General features: G+C 41.1%; 19 protein-coding genes. 9 read left to right on the top strand and 10 right to left on the bottom strand.

The features are described from left to right. The gene (locus J2W55_RS21805; protein ID WP_310101112.1) at positions 1-3453 is read right to left on the bottom strand and encodes a beta strand repeat-containing protein; all 3453 of its coding nucleotides are present in this window, start codon (positions 3451-3453) and stop codon (positions 1-3) included. Between the two features lie 284 nt (positions 3454-3737). Beyond that, positions 3738-5243 carry an ATP-binding cassette domain-containing protein gene (locus J2W55_RS21800; RefSeq protein WP_310101109.1) on the bottom strand — a complete coding sequence of 502 codons (1506 nt, stop codon included), beginning with the start codon at positions 5241-5243 and terminating at the stop codon, positions 3738-3740. An 821-nt stretch (positions 5244-6064) separates the two neighbouring features. Here J2W55_RS21800 and J2W55_RS21795 point away from each other — a divergent pair. Both J2W55_RS21795 and J2W55_RS21790 read left to right on the top strand, forming a co-directional pair. Continuing rightward, complete coding sequence (locus J2W55_RS21795; protein ID WP_310101105.1) at positions 6065-6235, top strand: phosphatidate cytidylyltransferase; 171 nt, start codon at positions 6065-6067, stop codon at positions 6233-6235. 93 nt (positions 6236-6328) lie between these two features. Continuing rightward, complete coding sequence (locus J2W55_RS21790; RefSeq protein ID WP_310101103.1) at positions 6329-6784, top strand: PA2169 family four-helix-bundle protein; 456 nt, start codon at positions 6329-6331, stop codon at positions 6782-6784. 126 nt (positions 6785-6910) lie between these two features. Here the strand turns inward: J2W55_RS21790 and J2W55_RS21785 are convergent, their stop codons facing one another. Then, entirely contained in the window at positions 6911-7126 is a 216-nt protein-coding gene (locus J2W55_RS21785; RefSeq protein ID WP_310101100.1) for a hypothetical protein, read from the bottom strand. A 177-nt stretch (positions 7127-7303) separates the two neighbouring features. Then, positions 7304-7522, bottom strand: coding sequence for a hypothetical protein (locus J2W55_RS21780; RefSeq protein ID WP_310101097.1), 219 nt, complete (start codon positions 7520-7522; stop codon positions 7304-7306). Positions 7523-7866: 344 nt separating this feature from the next. Between J2W55_RS21780 and J2W55_RS21775 the strand changes: the two genes are divergently transcribed. The 3 genes from J2W55_RS21775 (at position 7867) to J2W55_RS21765 (ending at position 10886) form a co-directional block, all read left to right on the top strand. Next, complete coding sequence (locus J2W55_RS21775; RefSeq protein ID WP_310101094.1) at positions 7867-8433, top strand: RNA polymerase sigma factor; 567 nt, start codon at positions 7867-7869, stop codon at positions 8431-8433. Positions 8434-8452: 19 nt separating this feature from the next. Further along, complete coding sequence (locus J2W55_RS21770; protein ID WP_310101091.1) at positions 8453-9565, top strand: S1C family serine protease; 1113 nt, start codon at positions 8453-8455, stop codon at positions 9563-9565. A gap of 250 nt (positions 9566-9815) precedes the next feature. Beyond that, entirely contained in the window at positions 9816-10886 is a 1071-nt protein-coding gene (locus J2W55_RS21765) for an acyltransferase family protein (protein WP_310101089.1), read from the top strand. A gap of 26 nt (positions 10887-10912) precedes the next feature. Here J2W55_RS21765 and J2W55_RS21760 read toward each other — a convergent pair whose 3' ends face one another. After that, the gene (locus J2W55_RS21760) at positions 10913-12109 is read right to left on the bottom strand and encodes an NADH-quinone oxidoreductase subunit D (RefSeq protein ID WP_310101842.1); all 1197 of its coding nucleotides are present in this window, start codon (positions 12107-12109) and stop codon (positions 10913-10915) included. 493 nt (positions 12110-12602) lie between these two features. Here J2W55_RS21760 and J2W55_RS21755 point away from each other — a divergent pair, with 493 nt between their 5' ends. Then, positions 12603-13190, top strand: a complete 588-nt coding sequence (locus J2W55_RS21755) for a fasciclin domain-containing protein (RefSeq protein ID WP_310101086.1) — start codon at positions 12603-12605, stop codon at positions 13188-13190. 81 nt (positions 13191-13271) lie between these two features. On the opposite strand, the gene J2W55_RS21750 is transcribed toward J2W55_RS21755, so the two are convergent. Continuing rightward, positions 13272-13766, bottom strand: a complete 495-nt coding sequence (locus tag J2W55_RS21750; RefSeq protein WP_310101083.1) for a hypothetical protein — start codon at positions 13764-13766, stop codon at positions 13272-13274. Positions 13767-13862: 96 nt separating this feature from the next. Between J2W55_RS21750 and J2W55_RS21745 the strand changes: the two genes are divergently transcribed. Next, complete coding sequence (locus J2W55_RS21745; protein ID WP_310101080.1) at positions 13863-14492, top strand: hypothetical protein; 630 nt, start codon at positions 13863-13865, stop codon at positions 14490-14492. 15 nt (positions 14493-14507) lie between these two features. Here J2W55_RS21745 and J2W55_RS21740 read toward each other — a convergent pair whose 3' ends face one another. The 3 genes from J2W55_RS21740 to J2W55_RS21730 form a co-directional block, all read right to left on the bottom strand. Continuing rightward, positions 14508-15416, bottom strand: a complete 909-nt coding sequence (locus tag J2W55_RS21740) for an alpha/beta hydrolase fold domain-containing protein (RefSeq protein ID WP_310101077.1) — start codon at positions 15414-15416, stop codon at positions 14508-14510. 248 nt (positions 15417-15664) lie between these two features. Further along, a complete protein-coding gene (locus J2W55_RS21735; protein ID WP_310101074.1) occupies positions 15665-16147 on the bottom strand; it encodes an NADH-quinone oxidoreductase subunit B in 483 nt (160 codons plus the stop codon). Beyond that, positions 16140-16751 carry an NADH-quinone oxidoreductase subunit A gene (locus J2W55_RS21730; protein ID WP_310101072.1) on the bottom strand — a complete coding sequence of 204 codons (612 nt, stop codon included), beginning with the start codon at positions 16749-16751 and terminating at the stop codon, positions 16140-16142. The genes J2W55_RS21735 and J2W55_RS21730 overlap by 8 nt, the downstream gene beginning before the upstream one ends. Here J2W55_RS21730 and J2W55_RS21725 point away from each other — a divergent pair. Then, positions 16750-17964 (top strand): BaiN/RdsA family NAD(P)/FAD-dependent oxidoreductase, encoded by a 1215-nt coding sequence (locus J2W55_RS21725; RefSeq protein ID WP_310101069.1) that lies wholly within the window; start codon positions 16750-16752, stop codon positions 17962-17964. The genes J2W55_RS21730 and J2W55_RS21725 overlap by 2 nt on opposite strands. 55 nt (positions 17965-18019) lie before the next feature. On the opposite strand, the gene J2W55_RS21720 is transcribed toward J2W55_RS21725, so the two are convergent. Further along, on the bottom strand, positions 18020-18472 hold the full coding sequence (locus tag J2W55_RS21720) for a DUF1569 domain-containing protein (RefSeq protein WP_310101067.1): 453 nt from the start codon (positions 18470-18472) through the stop codon (positions 18020-18022). Positions 18473-18587: 115 nt separating this feature from the next. Between J2W55_RS21720 and J2W55_RS21715 the strand changes: the two genes are divergently transcribed. Beyond that, complete coding sequence (locus J2W55_RS21715; protein ID WP_310101064.1) at positions 18588-19559, top strand: glycosyl transferase family 90; 972 nt, start codon at positions 18588-18590, stop codon at positions 19557-19559. Positions 19560-19621: the final 62 nt, after the last annotated feature.

The raw sequence follows: 19621 nt of genomic DNA, 5'->3' as shown, positions 1-19621 counted from the left end.
TTATTGCTTAAAAAATTTCGCACTTCCAATTCGTTTTCCTGTGGTTTCGTCAATAGCTTCAACAACATAAATCCCTTTAAGCAGGTTACCCACATCCTGTTGTATAGAGTCGGTATTGTTGGTTCTTATGGTTTTTATCAAGCCGCCTGCTGAACTTACAATATTAATTTGTACCCGGCTGTTATAAGTTTTGCCAAAGTTAATATTTATATTTTGGGTTGCATTGCTTGGATAAACCATAAACCTTAACAGGTTTGTTGTCAGGTAATTAAAAGCTAAATTTTTTGATGTGTCAATACTTCCCGTAACTAATTTTTGAATTAAACGGTATGTTATTTGCCCGCTGCCCGCTGTTGGGTTTGTAAAAGAGTAACTGCCTTTTGCTGAGGATTGCAGACTATCAATAGCTGAAAAAGATTTACCGCCATCGAGGCTTTTTTCTATAACGAAGCCAGTGAAATTACTTTCATTATCAGTTTTCCAGGTGAGTTGTACACCGGTGGTAACCTTTGTGCCGCTAAAACTCAGTAATTTATATGCATGTCCCGGTGCAATGCCAATGCTTAAATAAAAGCGGTCATGCGCATAACTGGCCTTATCGGTAGTAACATTAAAGCTATACTCCTGGTTATGCACCACATCTAAAGAGTCATTAGTGAATTTATCCTTTAAGAAGATACTATAGCGCTCATCAATGTTTTGTTTAAATGGTGAAGTAATCTTGTATAAACCATAGTTTGAAAAAGTTACAATTAGGTTTATGCGTTTCAGTTTTTCCAGGTCGGTAGTGTAATTTGCAAAGCAGCCAATAGAGTCGGCTGTTAGCGAGTAAAGCAGGTCGCCCTGGCCAGATGGTTGATAATATGGCGCGTCTTCGCCCTGAACAAATTTACCGTTGGCGGTTTTGTCGAAATTTATATCGGTGGAATTATGGATAATGGAATCTTTAGCTAACTCCAATCTTAGTCTCGGTATAGCATCCGCGTCGGCATTAGTGCTGGCCGCCGCTGTAGCTAATGTTTGTTGTATATTCCCTCCATGCGGGTTAACAGCCATTTTAGCCGCTGCTAAATGATTGTTTGGATTGGCAACATTAAATACAGGAATGCTTGAAGGGGCTGCACTATAAAGTGAATAGGCCACCTTCATGCTCTCGTTAAATGTAATAGCCGAAGCGGAAGTGGCTAACGTGAAAAATCCCTGACCTGATAAAGCATAACGGCTTGCCCCGGTACCGGCTGAATTTAAATTGGCATCATAAAGTGCAAATTTGGTGGAAGAGCTGTTTGTGCCAGTGCTGGCATCTTTAACCAGCATATAATAAAACTTGTTAGAGGTATTGGCAAGATAGAGTGCATGCAGATCAATAACAGAAGCATATGGGTTACCAATAAGATTGAGCCCTTTTTTTGTTGATGCGGTTGAAGCATAGGACAGCGTTTGAGGCGCACTAACAGCCGTTGCTGTATAGTAAGTAGGCACTGTTGCTGGGAAATTAATAATATTCGCGTTAAAGGAAGCATTGGTTGCACCTGTCCCTTTAATAACGGTCCCAAAAAAGTTTAACGTTGCATTATCAGTAGCTGGAAAGGGTTTTACAAACGGATTGCTAACGCTCCTGCTTCCCCTGAAATAATAAAGAAAGCCATTTGCCGGGGGAACACCCTGAGCTGTTGAGCTAAATGCTTTATACTCATTGCCAACTATCTGATTCACGTCGGTTGTGAGGGGGGCATTTTCATCATAAACAAAAACAGACGGACTGTTGCCTGTCGAAGCTGCATCATCAAACCCATTGGTTGAGCCACCGGGACCTGTTATGTAAGTTGTAGCGAATAATGGGACTAAATTATATGTACTTATAGTGCCATTAGTAAATGCTGTAGATGTATTGGTAACCGGTGATGAAAGCAGCATGTATCGGCGCAAAGTTCCTTTTACATAACGTTGTACATTGATATTTCCGGTTATAGTGCCGGCTGCAAGCGTACCAATGCTGGCATCGCCGGAGAGGGTGGATAGTAAGGTTAACGCGGTAGTTGAAGAGTTGCTACCTACTGCAAGAGTAGATGAACCGGTAACACTTAATGTATACAGCGGTGCTACGGTAAATTTGCTTCCTGATGCCATGCTTTTAGTACCACCGCCGCTAAAAGCTACATTATAAAAATTGGTGCCGGTGGCAGTGGCATCCGTTAGCGTTTGTGTGGTGCCATCAAAGGTAATGGTGGGCGTGGCATTAGGTGTAAAAGTTCCGGTGTTGGTATAATCTTTGGCAATACTTAAAGCGCCAGTGCCCATGGTCATGGTACCGGCATTGCTGAGCGTTCCGTTTACGTCAATAGTTCCCGAGCCTCCGGTAATGGTTGCAGTTGAATTATTCGTCCAGGTAGCCGCGGTTGAGCTGGTTGCACCAACTTTTGTTGCAGTATTAGTTGCATTGGAAAATGACACATCAGAGTATGTGGTAAATGTGGAGTCAATATTTAGGTAGCTTGTTGAACCAGCTGTTGTACCACCTATAACAGCCGTGCCGCTGCCTTGTATAATCAAATTGTCATAAGTGGGGTCTGTAGCGGCATTCGAGTTTACCACGCCGCCGCCCGAGCCAAAGCCAACTGTTGATGTTGTATAAATTATAGGATTTGCCCCCTTATAATTAACAGTTGCTTTACCCCCGGGAGCACGGTCTCCGTAAAAATTACAGGATGCATAGGGTAAAGGCATGGTTCCAATAGCATTTGTACCGTTAAGAATTAATGTCGGGTTGGTAATTGTATTACTCGTTTTGTAAGATGTGCGCGCATTAACTGTAAAATAACAAGAATTTGGAGAGGTGCTTCCCCTGTTGGTAAATGTTATTTGACCGCCTATTGTCATTGTGCCATTTTCCAGCCTTACCCCGCTTCCGTTTTGAACTTTTGCATTCAGATTCATATTAACGTTGGTAGCTACTGTAAAATTGGCAGCCTCTAAAATTAAAAAAGACAAATTGGTTGTTGTCCCCGACGTATTACCAAATTGTAAATTATCACAGGTTATCGTACCAGTGCCTCTGATGTCATTAAAAATACTACTGCCGGATACGCTATTTGAATTGTAATTTTGGGTAATATCGCCCAATACCGTCAATGTTACCCCAGTTACCGTTAATATTGTTCCGGTTATAGTTGTTCCGGCCAATACATATGATGACTTATACTGAATACTGCCAAATGTGATGGAGGCTACAGTAACATTTGAAGATAGAACAGGTTGGTTTGTATATGATAAACCTGTTACACCAAATTGAACAATATCAGAGGTACGGCCGTTACTTCCTGGGAAATTAGCAAGTGTACCATCTGGGCTGGTTCCCGTTACTGTCCAATTAGCTGTGGTGGTCCAGGACGTGGAAGTAAGACCATTCCAATTAAAGGTGTAAACTGCGAATGATCTGCTGTGTATAAACATTATGCATACAGCTAAAAGAATGGTTTTTAGTAATGGTGTTCGCAAATTCAGAAGAAACAAAGTGTTATTAATTAGTGTTTTGTGACACCCTTTGTACGGTATATTTTCTTTAAAGTTTCTTTTACCGCAATGATATTGCATACTTGAAGAATCACCGTAAAGAAATGTCGGTGTTTACAAATAGTCGCCTTTATGCTTGAGAAATTCAATACACTTTACCCAAGTTCCATTAATGGCTTCATCAATGTAGCATGCTTAGGTGCCATTTTCCGGCATTATTGGGATTAACTTACCACTTTCCCCTTATCCAGCCGCAAGACCTTATCAACGCTGTTTGGTATTTCGTGCTGATAATGGGTTACATAAATAAGGGTAACATTACTTAAGCTGCAAATGGTATCAACCAGGTTTTTAAAATGCAGTTGCTGATGATCATCCATCCCCTGGCAGGGCTCATCAAAAATAAGCAGCGCGGGATTTTTTATAAGTGCCCTGGCCAGCAGGCACAAACGCTGGGCACTTGCCGGTATATTTTTGAGGAGCGTACGTGCATACTGGTCAATCTCGAGCGCTTTCATCCAACGGAAGGCAATATCGGCACGGTCCTTATTACCTGGCCTGAACAGGCCAAGAGTATCATAATAGCCTGATTCAATTACCTGCAGGCAGCTGTTATCGGTAGGGAAGTACTGGTGCAGTTCGGGCGATACAAAACCGATCTTCTTTTTTATATCCCAGATACTTTCGCCCGTACCACGTTTTTTATCAAACAAGATGATATTGTTGGCGTAGGCCTGCGGGTTATCGCCGTTAATTAAACTTAATAAGGTTGATTTACCCGCGCCATTTGGGCCGAGCAGCGCCCATCTGTCGCCCGTCTTTATCTCCCAGTTTACATTGTCAAGTATAACTTTGTCGCCATATTGAATATGCACATTATCCATTTTTACTATCCAATCGTAAGCAGCCGGGTTTTTGTTAATATTTAACAAGCTGGCAAGCTCGGCAGTATCAATACTGTCGGCGGTGTTGGGTTCAAACAGGGTGGGGTTAAATTCGGCCCGGGCTATCTGATGAGTAATGACTCCGTTTTTTAAGGCGGCAACGTGAGTAATAGCATCCGGAATTTCATGTACCGAAGCAGCCATGACTACGCTGATGCCAGATGCTGTTATCTGCTCAATAATGCCGTTAAATTCCTGCCGGGTTTTTACATCCAGCCCGGTTAGGGGATTGTCTAATAACAGTAGTACCGGGTTTTTAAGCAGGGCCGCGGCCAGCATCAGACGTTTGGTTTCGCCGTTTGACAGTTTTATTAATTGCTTGTCGCGTAAACCATGCAAATTCAGCAGGCTAAGCGTATTATCAAATGTCCAGTGAGTGCCAGGCCGTGCAACGCTTTTAACGTCGTGTAAATAATCATCAACCGTTAAAGCATCTTCAGAATCTGACGAATTATAACGTTGCTGGTAATAAAAATCTGTGGTATTGGAAAGGTTCCTGAAATGGTGCCGGGGCTCCACAAGGGCTATGAGCTTGCTTTTAACATTAAGGCCGTTGTTGGGTACGGGCGAGTTTGCAAGCTCATGTTCAAAATGGTAGGTTACGGTGCCGCCGGTTATATTAAAGCGTCCAGCTATGGTTTGCAGTAAGGCGCTTTTGCCCGACCCGCTTTCGCCTATCAGGGCCCAGTTTTCGCCTTTATTTATTTGAAAAGTAAGGCCCTTAAACAGGGTATTTGTTAAAAATCTTACGGTTGCATTATCTATTGCAAAAAGTATATTAAACATAGCTTATCAGTAGCCGGTAAAAATACTTATCTGCCCGAAAAAAGCCGGTTTTATTTAGATAAAGTTTAAAAAAAGACAGCGCTTAAAGAACTAAGCAGTTCTTTTAAGCGTTTGGTTAGGATTTAAGTTCGCGTTGTTTTTATTTAACCTGTTCCAGGCGTCAATATTAACAAGCAAGTCCTTCACCGAATTGTGGCAACTCTTATTTGGACAGGCAACAATCCAAAACTTTTTATGCTGCTCAATTTGCGGCCTTTTTCCACACTTAATGCAATTTTCACAGTGAATGTTTGGCTGTATTTGTATTGTCATATGTTATGTAAATGATATTAATGATAGACGGTGTAAAATTAGATATTTTAAATCAGATACTGAGATAGTTGCATGAAAACATGCCCTATAAGTATGTAAATATTAACCTTTAGTATATAAACAATTTGTTAATTTTTTTAAAATTTTCTTGAGTTTAACATCAATCGCTTTAAATTGTTTGCTGATTATTATCAAAAATTAAATTTATAAAGCGTACTCCCTGGTTTACTTAGATATTTTGACTCTGAATTTGCGTAAAGGTTTAACAGAAGCAGTGAATTTTTTTCTGTTAAACTGTATAAACTTCAGTACAATTATCTTGCCGTGGTTTGTTAAATCTGTCCTCAAATTTGTAGCAGTTTTAATTAAACCTCACTGATTTTTTAAATAACTACACTGTAAAATGCCACACTACCATTTCCGCACAAAAAGGCCTGATTATTGCATTTGCTTAGTTGGAAAAAAAATATCCAATTAGTGTAATTAAATCATTCCTTAAAATCATCACCATGAAAAAAGTACATTTAGTATTGTTAACAGGACTGATCATGCTTACTGTAAGTGGCTGTTCTGTAATTGAAGGCATATTTAAGGCCGGGGCTGTTGTAGGTATCATATCGGTTGTTGTTGTTATTTTAGTTATCATATGGCTGATCTCCCTGTTTAGAGGTAAATCGTAATGTAAAGATGTAATTTACAAACACAATAATTATTGTATTATAAATTAAACATTTTAACTGTTAATGCGTTTTTGCTATATAAATCATACAATTATGGAAAACATACAAGAAACAACAGAAGTATTAAACGACCTCATACAGATCAATAATGATCGTATTACCGGATATGAACGGGCTTTAAAAGAATTAAGAGATGACGAAACAAACCTCAGGACTCTTTTCTTAACGCTGATAAAAGATAGCCAGCGGTATAAAATGGAATTAGGAACCGAGATTGAAGTGTTAGGTAAGGATATGGAGACAGGGACAACCACATCCGGCAAATTACACCGTGCATGGATGGATGTTAAGGCGGCTTTTACCGCTCATGATACGCATGATATATTGGAAGAATGCGAATTTGGTGAAGATGCCATACTGAAAACTTATAACAAAGCACTGGAAGAAGAATATTTGCCAGCCTATCTGCGCCAGTTAATAACAGCGCAACAAGCCGAATTGCTTATCCGGCATAATGAGATAAAAGCGCTGCGCGATAGTGTGCAATAAAATAGCTGAGGAGGAATACCCAGCAAATCCTGGAGCTTTTCTAAATAACAAGTAGGCCAGGTGAGCATAACGCAAAAAAAACGCCCCGAAAAACCCGGGGCGTTTTTTTTACTAATAAAAGTAAGATTACATTTTTTTAGCAGTGTCAGTTTTAGCAGTGTCGGTTTTAGTAGAATCAGTCATTGCACCCATTTTAGAAGCAGTATCTGTTTTTGCTGAGTCCATTGTAGCAGAATCCATTTTAGCTGAATCAGCAGATGAAGATGAACCAGAACCTTTACAAGCTGCAAATGAAGTAGCAATAGCTAAGGCTAATAAGCCAAGTTTGAATGAGTTTTTCATGATTAATTTTAATAAGTGATTTAATAGTTTTCTTGTTAATACTATAAATAACAAAAGGTAACCCATAACTTTTAAAAAAAATTACAGATTACCTTTTGTAAATAATAAATAAACTAAAAAATCAATAAAAAGTGATTGAAATTTATATTTCTACCGCCTTTTTATTATATAGTATAATTATTTTTTAGTTGTATCTTTTTTAACTGAATCAACAGCAGCAGCGCCAGCTGTAGCAGCAGAATCAACTGTAGTAGCTGAATCAGTTTTAGCAGAATCAACTTTAGCTGAATCAGCTTTAGTTGAATCAGTTGCTGAAGATGAACCAGAACCTTTACAAGCTGCAAAAGAAACGGCGATAGTTAAAGCTAATAAGCCAGTTTTAAAAGAATTTTTCATTTTGTGAGTTTTTAATTTTAATATTTTGTGATCGTTTTCATGTCTTAATACTGATATAACAAAAAGGTAACCCATGAAATCTTAAAAAAAAATAATTTCTATCGGTTTTGTAGTTCTTATAACAAGCAGGAGTATTTTTGAAGCAGGTTTTTTTATTGCAGATTTGCCGCTTATTTGGCAGCGGACGGCCCCGCTCAATTTGCAGTATTAAAACTGAACTGATGATTATAATGTATAATTGTAATTATTACAGCAGCAAACGGGTGAGTAATTGTTGATGATTTATTTTGGTTAAAATATTTTTTTATAACAAGGGTTACAATTTCGCATAAATAGTATTAATAGTGAACAAAGAGTTAAAAGCTTCGGCAACAACAGATAGCGAGATAGTTCTTGGTATACTTAATAACTCGGATGTAGTGTTAAAAAAGTTATATACAACCTACTTTCCGATGATATTACAGTTAATTATCAATAACAACGGAGATGAGGATGACGCCAAAGATATCTATCAGGAAGCGATCATAGTTCTTTATAATAAGATAAAAACGGGGCAATTTGAATTAAGCAGTAAGCTAAAAACTTATATTTATTCAGTTTGCCGCAGGCTTTGGCTCAAAAGGCTTAGCCAAATGAACAGGTACGGGGGCGATATAAGGGATTTTGAAGAGTATTTGCCTGTTGATGATGAGGTTGACAACCATAATGAGCGGGACGTACAGTTTAATAAAATGGAAAACGCGCTCCAGTTATTAGGCGAACCCTGTAAAACCATTATGGAAGATTTTTATATACATAACAGATCAATGCAGGAGATCTGCGAGCGTTTTGGCTACACCAATGCTGATAATGCCAAAACACAAAAATATAAATGCCTGCAAAGGCTGAAAAAGTTATTTTTTCAGCAATAATAAAAAGGAGCGAAACGAGATGAGCGATAACCAACTTACAGAGCTGATTGAACGGTACCTCAATGATGACATGAGTCATGATGAGCGTGTACAGTTTGAATTGCTCCGCAAAAACAATGCTGCTGTTGAAAGCCGGGTAGCCGAGCATAAACACTTTATTGGTTTGCTGAAGCAATACGGCGAGCGTTTGGAACTTGAAAAACGCCTGAACGCTATTCATGATGAAATTGATGTGCATGCCTTAAAAGAAGAAATGACGGTTCATCCGGTATGGATCGTGCGTATGTGGAGGCATCATCATTCTAAAATATCAGTTGCGGCCTCTATAGCTATATTTGCTATTTTGAGCACTTTATTTTTTACCGGTAAGCTTAACAACCACGAGTCTAACTTTGTACAGTTGAGCCAAAAGGTAGACAGGCTTCAAAACGCCAATGACCAGCTTAAGCAAACGGTTACCACAAGCCTTATACATACCGCCAAGGCAAACAAGCCCAAACCCAGTAATCCGGGTAATTTTAGGGGAACCGGCTTTGCCTTATCATCAAACGGTTATATAGCTACCAATTATCACGTAGTTACCGGCGCCGATTCAGTATACGTACAAAACGCCAGCGGCGAGTCGTTTCACGCCAGGGTAATTTATACAGAGCCTCAGTATGATATTGCCATATTGCAGATCAATGATCCAACTTTTAAAAATTTAGGCACCGTGCCTTACAACTTTAAAAAGACAGCGAGCGATCTGGGCGAAGATGTGTACACCTTTGGTTACCCAAGCGGGCAGGAGGTTTTTGGTCCGGGTTCATTAACCGCGGCTACCGGCTATCATGGCGATACCTTAAACTACCAGGTATCTATCCCGGTTGATTATGGTAACAGCGGTGGCCCTTTGCTCGACGACAAAGGTAACCTGATCGGCGTTATCCGGGGTTTACAAACCCAGGTGGCAGGCACCGCGTTCGCGGTTAAATCGGCTTATTTGTTAAAAGCGATCCAGAATATACCGTCTGATTCCTTAAGTAAATCATTAACCTTAAATACCAGGAATACGCTGGCCGGCTTAAGCCGCACACAACAGTTGAAAAAACTTAAAAACTATGTTTTCATGGTTAAAGTTTACAACCAATAATTTGCCCATCCAATAAAAATTAATAATTAAAAGGAGATATCGTAAGGTATCTCTTTTTTTGTGCCGGAAAGTTTTTCGGGCCATGAATGCGCTTTATGATTATTAATTTATCTTAAACTCATTAATATTTTTATTTATTATTGGTGAGATGTTTATTATATTCAAAAAAATGCATATTATTGCGGGCCGAAAATACGGTCCTACATTCTGCCTATCCGTTTAATTTATTTATAAAATACTGTAAAAAGTAATGGATACAAAGGGCACTATTAACAGAATTGATTCGCTGGATTATTTAAGAGGACTGGCTGCATTGGGTATCATGTGTTATCACATGTACTTATTTACCTACGGCGAAACAGACGCTTCAAGCGTTTTGGCAAGGATAAAAATTTACGGTGTTATCATATTTTATGTACTTAGCGGGCTAACCCTGTACAAGGTATATGCTAATAACTTCACTTTCAATAAACCGGTACTTACCGATTTTTATATCAAGCGGTTTTTCAGGATAGTCCCCCTTTTATGGATGGCTTCTATTTTAACCATGGTTTTCAACTATGAGCCCACTTACTTTACCTTAAAAAAGCTTATTGCCAATATAACAGTTGTACTTGGAGCTTTTAAACCCGAAACCTTTATTGCAAAAGGAGCATGGTCAATAGGGGATGAGCTCTTTTTTTACATGTTGTTCCCGTGCCTGTTGTGGCTTGTTAAATTCAACAAGTGGCTGTTTTGGAGTTTCATGGGGATTGCGTTGATTTTACTGTGTTACTTTACTTTTTACAAGTTAAACCCTGGTATAAGATTAGGAGAGCAGTGGGCCAATTATGTAAATCCGCTGGGGCATGTATTTTATTTTGGGGCTGGTATAGCATTGGGTACTATTGACGGTACCGAAAAATTTGGCAAGTGGGCTTTGGTAGCTATTTTGTCTGTTTGTGCCTTAATTGTTTTTTATCCAGTTTCCAATGGCGATCCTGTAGTGCTGGTTACCGGATATAACAGGTTGATATTAAGTGCATTTGTAATTGTATTATGTTTTCTTTTTTACAAGTGCAATTTTGAATTTTTGCCCCGCATTGTTAAAAACGCCCTCCATACGTTAGGTGCGATCAGCTTTTCGGTTTATTTGATACATCCTATTATATACGCTGTTCTTAAATCTTTGCTTTCGGTGTTTTCTGAACCCAACACCGCTGTTTTAATATCGCTGACGATGGTTCTTACCCTGGTTTTGAGTTTTTACAATTACAATTACTTTGAAAAATACTTTATCAAATGGGGTAAATCATTCAGCTTAAAATTAAGCGTTCAATAAGTTTCGGGCGGAGTTATAAGGTAAGCTTATCTGTCAACTTCGCCCAGTACAAAATCAATGGATCCTACAATAGCTATCAGGTCGGCTATCAGTACACCTTTTGATATTTCGGGCAGTACAGAAAGATTATTGAAACTTGGCCCGCGCGACTTTACCCGGGTAGGTATTTCCGATTTTCCGTCGGCTATAAAATAAAAGCCCAGCTCGCCTTTGGCACCTTCGCAGCGCACATAATAATCCTGTGCCTTGGGTATGGTTTTACGCGGCATTTTCGCGCGCGGATCAAAGTCTGGGGTCCTTTTAAGCTCATTTTGCAGCCGGTCAAGGCATTGTTCCACAATGCGTAATGATTGGGCTATCTCATCAACGCGTACCTTATACCGGTCCCAGCAATCGCCCACGGTGCCCATCAGGCCTTGCCCAACCGGGATGTCAAAATCAAGTTCAGGATAGGCCGAATAATTATCAATGCGCCGCAAATCCCACTTTAATCCCGAAGCACGTAACATTGGGCCCGAGCAGCCGTAATTAATAGCAACATCAAGCGGCAGCACACCCACGTTTGCCGTACGCGATATAAACACCTGGTTATCGGTAAGCAATTGGTTAAGTTCAACCATTTTGGGCTTAAAGTACTCTACAAAGTCGCGGCAGCGTTCCTCAAAACCTACAGGCAGGTCGTAAAACAAACCACCAACCCATATATAGTTGTACAGCATGCGTGAGCCCGAAGCCCACTCCAGCATCCCCATAATATGCTCCCGGTCTCTAAAACACCATAAAAAAGGGGTAAAAGCGCCAATATCAATACCGTAAGTACCAATGGCTATCAGGTGCGATGCAATGCGGTTAAGCTCGCAAACCAAAACACGTATATATTCAATACGCTTGGGGATGTCCTTATCAATGCCCATCATACGTTCAACCCCCATAACAAAAGCATGGCTGTTGTTCATTGATGCCAGGTAGTCCATCCTGTCGGTAAAAGGAATGGTTTGTTGGTAAGTTAATGATTCGGCGTGTTTTTCAAAGCAGCGGTGCAGGTAACCAATATGCGGAATAACCTCTTTAACTATTTCACCATCGGTTATCAGCTCCAAACGTAAAACCCCGTGTGTTGAAGGGTGCTGCGGCCCCATATTAAGCACCATATCTTCCACACTGGCATCAGCAATTTTTTTATGGTAGTTATTTAAAGCTTCTTCGTATTTAGGATTAGTGATCACCAATGTTGGATACTTTTAATTTAAACAGATACAATGCCCGCGCATCGCCACAAGGGGGTGCATAACAGGAAACCAAAAATCAGCTTTTTTTTTCATTTATCGGGTTAATTTTCATGTAAAATTAAACAGCAACCAACCAGGGGCAACCCTCAAATTCGCGGTTCAGGGTTAAGGCAGAGGAACTCAACGCCCAAAAGCCCCAAAAACAAACTAATTATTGTTCTGAGGTGTAAATTTCCTGAGATCCTAAGGAGGAGGGATATGTGCATCTGCCCGCCGCAATTCGTTGTCAAGTCGGTTTTTCTGATCCTTTACTCGCTCTGTCTTAGGGACTTACGCGCTATTTTAATTAATTAAAAACTATTTTATGTAATTATAGGTTATAAAACAGCGTTAAATACCAAGTATAAATAACTTAAAACGAAATTTTATAGAAAAAAACTGCTACGCATTACATTTTATTACTAACTAAAACTAAGAAAAAATGAACATGAAAAAGTCAGTTTTAATTGCCGTTGCATCGTTATTTATCGGAGCTTTATCAAACAATGCAATTGCCCAAACCCAACAACAGGATACTACTAAACACGATACGGCCGCCCAGGCTTCACCTGCCAGTCCTGCAGCTGCAGCATCAGGTGACCTGGTGAGTGTGCTTTCTACTTCTACAGACTTTGCCCCTTTGGCGCTGGCCATAAAAAGTGCCGATCTGGAAGCTACATTAAAAGGCCCCGGCCCATATACTTTATTTGCTCCAAATGATGTGGCCTTTAGTAAAGTGCCAAAACCAACCATGGACGAGCTTACAAAAGACCACGCCAAACTCGCAAAAATTTTAAAATATCACGTAGTAGCAGGTAAATATACTAAGGCCGATATTATTAAGGCCCTGAGTGCGGGTAAAGGCAAGGCTGTTTTAAAAACCATTGACGGCGACTCGCTAACCTTGTCAGTAAATGATAAGAGCAATTTGCAGATCACCGATGCCAAGGGAAATGCCGCCCTGGTAATCTCGTTTGATACGATGGCTTCCAATGGCGTTGTACACGGTCTTAACGGCCTGTTGATGCCTCAATAATTTAATCGTACGTTTGTTTAATTTTAAATCCAATAAAGAGCCCGGTAATTGACTGCCGGGTTTCTTTTTTTATGGCGGTTGTTATCCATTGCGTATGGCCGTAAATTTCCCGGCCTTGTAGTGCTTGTCGGCAATAAGTGCTATAGGCAGTCCGATGCAAACAATTAAAACCGCGATGCCTGTAATAACCCCCGCAAACTTAATAACAGGAAATGCTTTCTGGCTTATGGGGATAACCACCAGGTTCATGATCATCCAGGCGGTAAACCCGTACAATGCGGCTATAATATAGGCGTTTCGTAACCCCCTTTTAAAGAATGGGTAAAGCAGGTAAAACGCCCCGGTAAATAAAAGCGCTATCAGGTAATGAAATACCACCCCGGCAACTACCATTTCGGCTCCGCCTTTAAAGGCAGCCTTGCCGAACATACCGCTTGCAATAAATTTAAAAATAACGGCGGGACTTATTTTATAATTCAATATCAGGGCGGCCAAAGCGTCGAGCGTACCGGCTATCAGGCCTATCCAAAGGATCCGGATCAGGGTGCGGCTTTTATCAGGTGTAGTTTTTTGCATTAGGTTGATTAAATGGCATAAAGTTATAGTTTTTACAAAGAGCGCTATTTGTAATTGTAATTTATTTTTTTTCTTGTAAAAAAACTATTGATACAGATGCTTATTTTTATGCGGATGAATAATGATACCTGCCTTATCGAAATTCCCGCGTTGCTGAACAATAGAGTCAGCAAGATATTATCGTTTAGGGCAGAAAACCTGATCATTGAAAAGCCTTTAAGTTTAATGCCGCCCGATTTTATACCTGCCGAAACCATAACCGGATTCCGGTATGGGGTTAGCTGGATAAACGGTTTCACCTTTACAATAGGCAGGCAGTATTTTATTGAGGTACAAAACGATCAGCAAAAAGTGATTCATATAAAGCTTCCCAGCTATTATGGTATCCGCAAAAAGTTATACGGCCAAATATGGTCAGACATTATTTACCAACTGTGGCACAGTTATTTTATTAACCAGTATAACTACTATTATGAGCTGTACAATATCAATCAAACGTTTGAGCTTTGCGGTATTCAGTTTCATTTTTATGGCATCAGCTGGCATGTTCAAAACATTTTGCTTTGGGACGAGGTAGCGATCAGCAGTTACCGTACCTATTTCATGATCTATAACAGCAAAAACAAAATGCAATATAAAAGCAGGAATTTTGCCAGGGACTGGAATGCTGTTGTGCTGCAAGCCCTTTTGAAACGAATAGTTGATGAAAGAAAAGTACTGCAATAACCTCCTTAATCCATCTTATTTCAGGTACTCATCCAGGTACTGAAAGGCTTTTTCCCTGATGTTTTCCGCGTCAAACATTACACCAAAATGCGGTGCGTTGGGCACAATGATCAGGTCGTTTTTTACCCCGGCCAGTTTCAGGTGCAAACTTAATGAAATTGACTGTATAGGATTTACCGACTCGTCCTTTTCGCCCTGCACTATTAAAAATGGCGGGTCATTTTTATCGACATAAGTAACCGGACTTGCCTTTTGCGCCAGGTCGGGCCGATCAAACACCCAGGCTCCCAGCAGCAGGTTAACCGGGCTTTTAGCATCATTTACCTCAACACCTTTCAGCGAAAGAAAATCAGACGGGCCATAAAAATCAAGCACCACCTTTATTTTAAAGTCTGGCTTTTTTCCGCCGGCGTAAAACTCCTTCACATTATTGTTATTTGACAGGGCCAGCAAGGAAGCCAGGTGCCCGCCTGCCGAAAAGCCGATCAATGCTATTTTATCGCGGTCAAGTTTGTATTTGGCGGCGTTCTGATAAAGAAATTCAACGGCCTGGTTACAATCCTGTATCTGCGCCGGGAAGGGCGCGGTTGTGCTGTGGCGATAGTCGATAGAAGCAATGGCGTAGCCTTTATCTATAAAACCCTTCAGTGTTTGGGTCATATAACTCATATCGGCATATTTATCATTCAGCATCCATGCACCGCCGTGCACCCAAACAATAAGCGGATAACTGCTTTTTACAACCGGCGGCAGATAAATATCCAGCAGGTGTTTTTTTAGTGTATCGCCGGCATAGGGCACATTGTTAATGAATGTAGTTCCCTTGGGGAAAATATCCTGTTTGGGATTGGTAATAGTTTGTGCCTGACTATAAGCAGCGAAGCATAAAACTATGACAATGAGGTTAAGGCAGATCTTTTTCATAATTGGTTTATTAGCTTAAAGATATAAGATAATTACCAAATTTTTATACCTATTGAAACGAAAGGGCGCTTGAACAGGTGGTGCCGTATGGCAATACGGGGTTAGGGAAATTATTTATTGTTCATGTTCACGCTCGTGAACACCGTGAACATTCATGAACACTTGATAATCAGCTATTTGAATTTTTAGCTTTGCCTGTTTAAGTGTCACCACCATGCCAATGTTGGTGTTGTTACCAGCAACCTTCCTTATCCCCTTACCAAATGCTCTTGCTCAATTTTCTTTTGCAGTTCCAGTATGGAGCCTATTAAAGCTTCGGGGCGGGGCGGGCAGCCTTGTACGTATACATCAACGGGGATTACCCGGTCAACACCTTTTACCACATGGTAGCCATGCTGCCAGTAGGGGCCGCCGCAGTTGGAGCATGAACCCATTGATATTACATATTTAGGGTCGGGCATTTGCTCATACAGCCGTTTAATACGTTCGGCCATTTTAAAGGTAACCGTTCCGGCTATGATGATCACATCGGCATGGCGCGCAGACGGGCGCGGAAAAACGCCAAATCGGTCAAGGTCATAGGTTGATGCCATTGAACCCATCATTTCAATGGCACAGCAGGCAATCCCAAAGCTCAGCGGCCACAGGGATGATAAACGCGCCCAGTTAAGCAGGTCATCCAGTTTGGTGACAACTATACCACCGCTTTCACTTGTTACATCACTACTCATTTGCAGGCTTTTTAAAGGTGGGCTTAAACATAGGTTTTCTTACCGGCGTTGCTGCGGGTGTTTCTGCCGCAGTTACTGCTTGTTCGGCAGGTTCATCGTTAGTTAAACTAAATGCTTTAACGGTGTATTTACTTTGTTCCAGGTTCAATTGCTCATAAAATGACGTAGGAATAGCCACATCAGTAGTGGGTACTATAGGTTCGGCTTTTATCCATTCCAGGTCGCCTTTGCTCCAAACGTACACCAGCCCCAATATCAGGATGCCTAAAAACACAAACATTTCGGCCAGGGAGAACCATCCCCAGCGTGCATCCTGCGCTATAATTTCATGGCTGCCAAATACCGTTGCCCATGGAAAAATAAAAACCATCTCCACATCAAATAATAAAAAGATCAGCGCTATCACATAAAAACGCGAGTTAAAGGGCAGCCAGGCATTGCCGGTGGGTTCTTCGCCGCACTCATATGAGGTTAATTTTTCGTAATTGGGGTTTTTAGGAGCAAGCAGGCGGTTAACAAAAAAAATAACGCATACCATTATAATTCCGGTGATCAGAAAGATAAGTATCTTTCCAAATTCTGATATTTGCGAAACATCCGTCATGACTACAAATTTAACAAAACAAACCCATTTTGATGCAATAATAATTGGCGGCGGGGCCTGCGGGCTCATGTGCGCGGTACAGGCAGGCTTTTTGGGCAAGCGTACCCTCGTGCTCGAAAAAAACGACCGCGTGGGCGCTAAAATACTTATTAGTGGTGGCGGCAGGTGTAATTATACCAACCTGTATGCAACAGATCAGCAGTTTATATCACAAAACCCGCACTTTAGCAAATCGGCCTTTTCGCAGTGGACGGTTGATGATACCATTAGTTTTTTTGAAACCTATGGAATTACAGGCAAGGAAAAAACGCTGGGCCAGCTTTTCCCGGTGAGCGATAAGGCAAAAGATGTAGTACAGGTTTTTATTGACCTGTGTGTCGACCTGGACCAGGAAATATGGTGCGACGCTGAAGTTAAAATGGTTGAAAAAACAGGCGATGGTTTTACCGTTAGGGCAGAGGTTAACGGCCGGCAGGAATACATCAGCGCCCCAAGTGTGGTTATCGCTTCGGGCGGGCTGCCCATTCCCAAAATGGGCGCTACCGATTTTGGCTTGCGCACGGCCCGTAAATTCGACCTTAAAATTACAGATACAGCCCCCGCGCTGGTGCCGCTTACCATTACCGGCAAAGACCAGCCCTGGTATGAGCAATTATCGGGCAACAGTATTTTTTGCCGGGTTTGGAACAACAGGATCAGCTTTGAAGAGAACATCCTGTTTACGCATTGGGGATTGAGCGGCCCGGCAATATTGCAGATCTCGTCCTACTGGAAACCCGGCGAATATATCCATATCGACCTGCTGCCAAACCAAAACATTGCCGACCTGCTGCAGCAGGAAAAAGAGGCCAATGGGAAAAAAATGCTGCTGGCCTACCTTGCAGGCTTATATACCCGCAAGTTTGCCGAGGCGCTGAGCGATAAACTACCCGTAGAGAAGAACCTGGCATCGCTCACCAAAACCGATATTGAAAATATAAGCCAGCTGATACATGAGTTTAAGGTGAAGCCTGCCGGCGATAAAGGCTATGACAAGGCCGAGGTAATGCGCGGAGGCGTATCAACCGATGAGCTATCGTCAAAAACGCTGGAGAGCAAAAAGGTGCCCGGTTTGTTTTTTGGCGGCGAATGTGTGGATGTTACCGGCTGGCTGGGCGGCTACAATTTTCAATGGGCCTGGGCCAGCGGTTTTGTGATAGCGCAGAATCTATGATCAGCGTTTTCGGCTTGCAAGGTCTCTCTTCGAATCGGGACGACAGGCAGAGGCATTAAATAAGCCCGAACTGTTTAAAATGATGTGTAAAATGTTTGCCGTGCCATATCAGCCATTCCTGGTGGTTCATGGGGCCAAACCCGCCGTGAATAGCGGTTGTTCCCGGTTGTTTAAAATATTGGTCAAAATCGTCAAGCTCTTTCATTAATTGGTCAATGGCGGTTTCCATGTCAGGGTACTTGAAATCATCGGGCAGGTTTTCTAAAAAAACGTTCTTCGGAATTTCGGCATCGGTGTATACCATATACTGTTTGCTTTGATAAGCCTCTTCGGCGGGCCGGTCGCAGGTGGGCGTTTTTTTGCCGTTGGTCCATTCCACCTGGTCAACCAAATGCTCTACCATTTGCCGGGGCTTCATCTTCCCCCAAAGGGGCACGGCGTTTTCATCAAGCGACAGTAATAATTTTCGCAGCAGTGTACGGTTTGTAATATCAATAGGTTGTTCCATACGCATCGTTTTACCGTTTCGCTCAGTCAATAATACCTTCAGTATTTTGCAAAATTTAAGCTCAAAGTTTATATCGGGTCAAAATTTGTGAACTTTTGCTTAATATAGCTGCGTAATGACGATCTGGAAAAAGTTAAATATTGAAATAAAAAAAAGTAAAATACCTTACTATTCCAAAAATATTTTAAGGCAGCTCATTCCGTCAGCAATCTACCAGTCATCACTTGCCTCAAAATTAAAAGCCATAGATCATCACCCTAAAAAAGAGGCCCTGTTAAAGCGGGTAAACTATTATAACAAACTCAGTTCCGTAACCGAACCGGGCAGCAATGCCATTGAATTAGCGCAGATGCCCATATTTAAAAGCCCCAAAGCTTATAATTTTGACACATTTGAATATACCCGGTATTTTAAAAAAAGCCTGAAAGCAAACTTTCTTTTCGGAGATATTATTCATGTGGCAGATACGCCAACCTTACAAAAAAGCCGGCCTATTACTGACGATAATGCTAACGCCATTTTATTAAAACTGGACAAAAAACGACATTTTGTTTTTGTAAAAGACGATAAAAAGTACACCGACAAGATAAGCCTGCTGATAGGCCGCGGGTCAGTTACCCAGTCCCACCGCATACAGTTTATGGAAAAGTATTTTAACAACCCGCTGTGCAATCTGGGTCAGGTTAATCAAAACGGCGGCAACATAAACTGGTTAAAACCCAAAATATCCATAAGTGAACATTTGAACTATAAATTTATTTTAAGCCTGGAAGGCAATGATGTAGCCACCAATTTAAAGTGGATCATGTCGTCAAATTCCATAGCTGTAATGCCCCGGCCCAAATATGAAACCTGGTTTATGGAAGGCTTGCTGGTACCCGACTACCATTACATACACATTAAAGACGATTACTCGGATCTGGAACAAAAACTGCACTACTATATAAGTCACGAGCAGGAAGCCATAACCATTGTACGCAACGCCAATGCTTTTGTACACCAGTTTTTTAATAAAAAAGAAGAGGACCTGATATCATTACTGGTGCTCCAAAAGTATTTTTACTACACAGGGCAAATTGATAAATAAAGCGGACTATCCGGGCAAAAAAAAAGGCTTTCCCAAATTAACGGAAAAGCCTTTTTTTGATT

This window comes from Mucilaginibacter pocheonensis, from assembly GCF_031456535.1.
In the GTDB taxonomy this organism is placed as follows: Bacteria; Bacteroidota; Bacteroidia; order Sphingobacteriales; family Sphingobacteriaceae; genus Mucilaginibacter; species Mucilaginibacter pocheonensis.
This window is presented reverse-complemented; position numbering and strand designations above follow the sequence as displayed.

What these genes read in the sequence shown, in the direction of transcription:
- J2W55_RS21765 (WP_310101089.1), top strand. Translation starts at nt 9,816, where the DNA reads ATGGATACAAAGGGCACTATTAACAGAATTGATTCGCTGGATTATTTA.
- J2W55_RS21720 (WP_310101067.1), bottom strand. Translation starts at nt 18,472, where the DNA reads ATGGAACAACCTATTGATATTACAAACCGTACACTGCTGCGAAAATTA.
- J2W55_RS21790 (WP_310101103.1), top strand. Translation starts at nt 6,329, where the DNA reads ATGGAAAACATACAAGAAACAACAGAAGTATTAAACGACCTCATACAG.
- J2W55_RS21805 (WP_310101112.1), bottom strand. Translation starts at nt 3,453, where the DNA reads ATGTTTATACACAGCAGATCATTCGCAGTTTACACCTTTAATTGGAAT.
- J2W55_RS21770 (WP_310101091.1), top strand. Translation starts at nt 8,453, where the DNA reads ATGAGCGATAACCAACTTACAGAGCTGATTGAACGGTACCTCAATGAT.
- J2W55_RS21735 (WP_310101074.1), bottom strand. Translation starts at nt 16,147, where the DNA reads ATGAGTAGTGATGTAACAAGTGAAAGCGGTGGTATAGTTGTCACCAAA.
- J2W55_RS21785 (WP_310101100.1), bottom strand. Translation starts at nt 7,126, where the DNA reads ATGAAAAACTCATTCAAACTTGGCTTATTAGCCTTAGCTATTGCTACT.
- J2W55_RS21755 (WP_310101086.1), top strand. Translation starts at nt 12,603, where the DNA reads ATGAAAAAGTCAGTTTTAATTGCCGTTGCATCGTTATTTATCGGAGCT.
- J2W55_RS21795 (WP_310101105.1), top strand. Translation starts at nt 6,065, where the DNA reads ATGAAAAAAGTACATTTAGTATTGTTAACAGGACTGATCATGCTTACT.
- J2W55_RS21800 (WP_310101109.1), bottom strand. Translation starts at nt 5,243, where the DNA reads ATGTTTAATATACTTTTTGCAATAGATAATGCAACCGTAAGATTTTTA.
- J2W55_RS21780 (WP_310101097.1), bottom strand. Translation starts at nt 7,522, where the DNA reads ATGAAAAATTCTTTTAAAACTGGCTTATTAGCTTTAACTATCGCCGTT.
- J2W55_RS21745 (WP_310101080.1), top strand. Translation starts at nt 13,863, where the DNA reads ATGCTTATTTTTATGCGGATGAATAATGATACCTGCCTTATCGAAATT.
- J2W55_RS21715 (WP_310101064.1), top strand. Translation starts at nt 18,588, where the DNA reads ATGACGATCTGGAAAAAGTTAAATATTGAAATAAAAAAAAGTAAAATA.
- J2W55_RS21750 (WP_310101083.1), bottom strand. Translation starts at nt 13,766, where the DNA reads ATGCAAAAAACTACACCTGATAAAAGCCGCACCCTGATCCGGATCCTT.
- J2W55_RS21730 (WP_310101072.1), bottom strand. Translation starts at nt 16,751, where the DNA reads ATGACGGATGTTTCGCAAATATCAGAATTTGGAAAGATACTTATCTTT.
- J2W55_RS21725 (WP_310101069.1), top strand. Translation starts at nt 16,750, where the DNA reads ATGACTACAAATTTAACAAAACAAACCCATTTTGATGCAATAATAATT.
- J2W55_RS21740 (WP_310101077.1), bottom strand. Translation starts at nt 15,416, where the DNA reads ATGAAAAAGATCTGCCTTAACCTCATTGTCATAGTTTTATGCTTCGCT.